The organism is Marinospirillum sp. (genome assembly GCF_014859565.1).
The window spans coordinates 1-4,419 of record NZ_JACUUA010000249.1 but is presented as its reverse complement, the minus strand read 5'-3'; the positions used below and the strand labels follow the sequence as shown (position 1 = coordinate 4,419).

Genomic DNA, 4,419 nt, shown 5'->3' with positions numbered 1-4,419 from the left:
ACCAGGGTAAAGGTGTTTTCGCGCACGGGGCCAGCTTCTTGCCATTCGCCATAAGCGGCATGGCGTTTAAGTGCAGGCTTGAACTGGCGGCGACGAATACTGCCTACATAGAAATCAAAGGGTGCTTCGCCTTGGCTTTTGATAGCGGCACGGTTAACGATGGCAACGGGCGATCCTGGACAGAGATCCAATAGTCCGAGGGCCACACCGGTTTTGGTGGTGGCTTGGTAAGGGTCTTCTGGGCTTTCAGTAATGGGCGCATACATCTGAAACTCAGGCAGTTGCTCACCAAAAAGCTTGCGTTGCCAGTCGCTAATGATACTGCTGGGCTGCTGCTGACTGGCTTCTGTATCCTTGCTTTTGGTCTCTAGCCCAAATAAAGCCTGCACTTGGGGTGAGAGGCTGGCATTACCGGCCAGAAAGACGTGGATTTTTTGCGGGCTGAGTTCCGCTTCGCTAAAAGCCTTATGCAGAGCAGTAAAAAAGTTTTTTACTCCCTGAGTCAGGCGCTGGTTCAAAAAGGCTTCCAGTCGCTCATAGGGCATTTGCAGTTCGCAGTTCACCTCTTCACCGGCACGGTTGATCAGTTTGATTTTTTCAATGCCTTGAGAATTCTGCTCGCGCTTTTCCCAATAGGGGCGCAGGCGGGTCATCAGCATTTGGGTATTGGTGAAGGCGGCACGGGTTTTATCCAGCAGTAATTCCGAGCCGGGGAAGTCCTGGCCATCCAGCGGGCAAGTAAAGGCAATTTTTTTCTCGCGGCAAAGATCCAGGTTAGCCTTGAAGGTTTCATAGGCCAGGTGTTCAAGCAGGTTTTCTCCGCCAAGGAATTTATCACCGGAAGCGCCAAAATGCTCCAGCACTTCTTCATAGCCTGAGTCCTCTTCTTCAGCATTGGGTTCGCGGTAAAGGCCAAAGTCGAAATCTGTGGTGCCACCACCAAAATCGAATACTGCATAGGCTTCGCCTTCTGGGGTGGGCTGAATGCCAAAATGCGGCAAGGCAGTGGCGGCAAAGGCGGCTGGTTCTGAGGCGCGTTCTTCCACACTGAACTGGTCAAATTCCTGTTGAGCAATCAATGGTTCTGGAAGGCTTCGTTGCAAACCACGGCGGAAAGATGCCAAGATTTTATCTTTAACCAGTTGGGGATAGGCAACAGGAAAGGTCATGTAGTATTTAAGGAATATCCCGCGCTGCCGCCAGTTAATCGCCAGACCCAGGAAATAGGCATAGGCTTCAATGGGGTCGAAGGGGTCTTCACTACTGACCTGTAAGGCTTGCCCTTTGGTGGGGTTACGCAAGGTCAGGGGCGCAAGCTCGATTTCGGTTTGGTTGACCTGATCGGAAATTTTGACTTTTAGATCGCTGCTTTCTCTGAGTGCCCAGTGCTTAATTTTACTCAAAATGCTGGCGCTGACCCCGGTATCCCCTTCGTTATCCCGTAAGCTGGCAAGGGCTTCATGGGAGCAACGTAGATCCCCCCACTGCAAGCGCGGGCGATAAGAGGTACTTTGCCAGGGTTGTAAAGCGGCAGGCAGGTTAACCAGTTCTAAAACAGTGGGGTTTTCAAAATGGGCTTGCTGTACAGAACTGTTAAAATCTTTCACACCAATTCGCAGCAGTTTTTTGCGGCCTTGTTCTTCATAGGCCACTACGGTACTGCTGGTGCCAAAATCAATGGCGACTGGCCAGGTTTTAATATCTTCAACAGGGTTGCGTGGGCGTGCGCCCAGCAGCTCAGTCAGTTTAGAGTCTTGCCCCCAAAGTTCCCAGATACCTTTATGGGGATCAGTCAGTTGGCTGAAGGTAAGTTCAGGTAGCGGGCTGGTTTGGCTATCTAGGGTGATTAGAGTTTTTTTGCTATCTAGCAGCCCTTCCGTGAGTTGATCCAGCTCCGAAGGGGTTGCTGCCAGTTGTTGATTGAGCTTGGTAAAGTTGGCTTGGATTTTTTTATTTTCTTTGTTCTTCTGGGCTGCAATTATTGATCCAATACTAACAACTGTATCAGTATTTGATGGTTTAGCTTGCTCATAAGCTTTGAGAAGGCTTTCTTGGATTGCAGGGTGAAGCGCCACCGAAAATAGCTTCCAGCCATGTTGTAAACAGTCCCTCACCAGAGTTGCTGCTTTATTTTGATAGTGACTATTCGTGGCTATAAAATAACTGCTACCACTTAAGTCGGCACTAGGGTTAATTTTATCATCAACACGCCCTTCATTTGTAACCCAGTAGTCAACATCAAATATTCGATAATCTCGACCTTTGCGCAACGGGTTTGTGGTGCCATTTACAAAACTCCAAAATTCTTCCCGCATACCCAGGCGCCAGTTGCTTTTGCCTAACCAATTGATGCTAGTTAACTCTCGACTGGCATCATCCTTGTTGAGTTGTTTGTTAAAATCTGGCTGGGCTTGCCAAATTAAGAAATTGCTGGTGTCGAGCAAAAACAGGCTACTTTGCTCATCCACTAACCAATAAAAGCGTTCCTGCTTTAGTTTTTGTTGCAGTTGCGCCAGATTTTTTTGCGCCCCTTGCAGTAGACCATCGCGTAAAAAACTGGGTAAAGCATCCAGTTGCAGGCCGGTTTTTTGCTCTAAAAGGCTTTTGAGTGAGTTGGCGGTCTTGCTCATGCGAAATTCCTTATTGTGTGGCTACCAGGGGTTTCTTTTGTAGCTTACCAGCGGCATTGGTTAATCCCGGTAGCCAAACAGCGATGACTTTTTCCCCTTGCGGGGTGCCACGGGTATGTTGTTGATGATCAAAAACGGCTGGGCATTCTGGCCAAATTAGTTCAGCCTGGCGGCTATTCAGTGTCAGGTTGTAACAGGCGAGGCTGTGTAGCAGGAGTTGTTTTTCGCTGGCAGTAAGCGCCCTTTCCTGCTTCTTACAACGGCTGGCGAATACATCCCAAAGCTCTATCAGCTGATCCCACTGACTGGCACGTGCCAAGAGCCGTACCAAGGATTGTGCCTGGGTTTCGTCTTCTTTTAGCCATATAGCAGCAATTTCCTGATCGGCTTGCACCGCTTGTAAAAACTCAAGCTGGGGAGTAAGTGCAGCATAAAAAAGCTCTGCCTCAGTGGGAGGTTGAGGTTCGGTAACTGGTTCAGGCACGGGTTCCGCTTCGGCCAGAATAGGGTCGCTGCCCTGCATTTCTGTTTGTTCATCTTGAGCAGACGATTCTGGTACAGGAGGCTGATCAGCGGTTAATGCCAGCTGACGAATCAAGCTTTGTACTTGCTCATCCTGCTCTAAGAGTAGAAGTAGATCAGTGTAGGTGAGCTTTTCAGGTAATGAACTCTCTTTAGTTAGCTTTTCAAGGCGTTTTTCTTTGTCCTTTGACTTCACGGGATCTTCCTTCAGTGGTCTGCTTCAAAAAAGAAAGCCATTTCCGGGCGGGGCTGCGGCGCGTGGGGCAGTTGTAGGCAGAATTGACGTAACTGGTCTTGCTGCTCTGGCGGCATGTTTTGCAAGCGCTTTTTCATAACCTGTAATACACCGCTGTCCGGTTCACGTGCAGGGGAGGTGATCTCTGGAATTTGCAAAGAGCCAGCCAGCAGTGCCAGCTCATCGGGTCGGATTTGACCCCAGAAGTTTTTGTATAAAACTGGCAGGTAGAGAGTCAGTGTGTCTATGTCCATCTGCGCTGTTGCCAGGTTTTCAAGGCGGTTTTTAAGGTAGTCCAGTTGTTCTTGCTGATTTTGCAGTTGTTTTTCCAACTGTTTTTTTTCTTTTTTCAGCTGCTGCTTTTCTTGAGCCAAGCGTTCAATCAAATCTGCTTCGGCTGAGTTTTCTGGTGTTTCTTCTTTTGATTCTGGTAGCTCTGGTGTAGGTGCTAGCAGGTTGGTCAGTTGATTGGCTATCCAAAGGTTTAATGCTTGTTTAGCATCCTGCTCTCCAATCAAGCCAAGCTCTTGCAATCCCTGCCAATGCAACAGGCTCCAATGGCGTATATCAAATTCACCGTGCAGGCTTTGCAAGCGCTGCATAGCTGCTTGTGAAGTGTCTTCTACGAACCAGTAAATCCAGCACTCAGCCAGTTTGGAGCTAAGGTTCAGCTGGCCATTGATTTCTTGTAAAACCAGATGCCAACTGTGGTCTCCCTGCACAGGCCAGGCGCTCTCACCTTTAACCGATAGGTTTTCCCAGCTAACCTCAGCGCTGCTGCTGGTTTTCTCAAAAGAATAAAGGTGGCCTTGGTGTTCCACCAGGGCAAGTGTAAAGCGTTTAGTCACGGTTTTTCCCTTCTTGTCGCAGACTGGTTTTCGAGTTGATTCAAGCGAGATTCCAATTTGCTGAAGGACAAGCCCTCTTTCGAGGGCTTATGAGCTGATGCAGCCTTTTCTGCTTCAGGTGCAAGGTCAAAGTCTTTGATTTTTTTGTTCAACTGATCGTACTCATCAAAGCCTTCAGGCTCAA

The 4,419-nt window shown here is 48.7% G+C and carries 4 protein-coding genes; all 4 read right to left on the bottom strand.

Annotation, left to right across the window (positions count from 1 at the left end; genetic code table 11):
• The coding region (locus IBX50_RS17600) for a hypothetical protein (RefSeq protein WP_292257603.1) at positions 1–2,630 on the bottom strand (2,630 nt) is incomplete at its 3' end.
• Between the two features lie 10 nt (positions 2,631–2,640).
• The gene (locus IBX50_RS17595; RefSeq protein WP_292257602.1) at positions 2,641–3,348 is read right to left on the bottom strand and encodes a hypothetical protein; all 708 of its coding nucleotides are present in this window, start codon (positions 3,346–3,348) and stop codon (positions 2,641–2,643) included.
• Positions 3,349–3,359: 11 nt separating this feature from the next.
• The gene (locus IBX50_RS17590; RefSeq protein WP_292257601.1) at positions 3,360–4,235 is read right to left on the bottom strand and encodes a hypothetical protein; all 876 of its coding nucleotides are present in this window, start codon (positions 4,233–4,235) and stop codon (positions 3,360–3,362) included.
• Positions 4,232–4,419, bottom strand: a 188-nt coding sequence (locus IBX50_RS17585) for a hypothetical protein (protein WP_292257600.1), incomplete at its 5' end; no start/stop codon positions are given. The genes IBX50_RS17590 and IBX50_RS17585, both read right to left, overlap by 4 nt.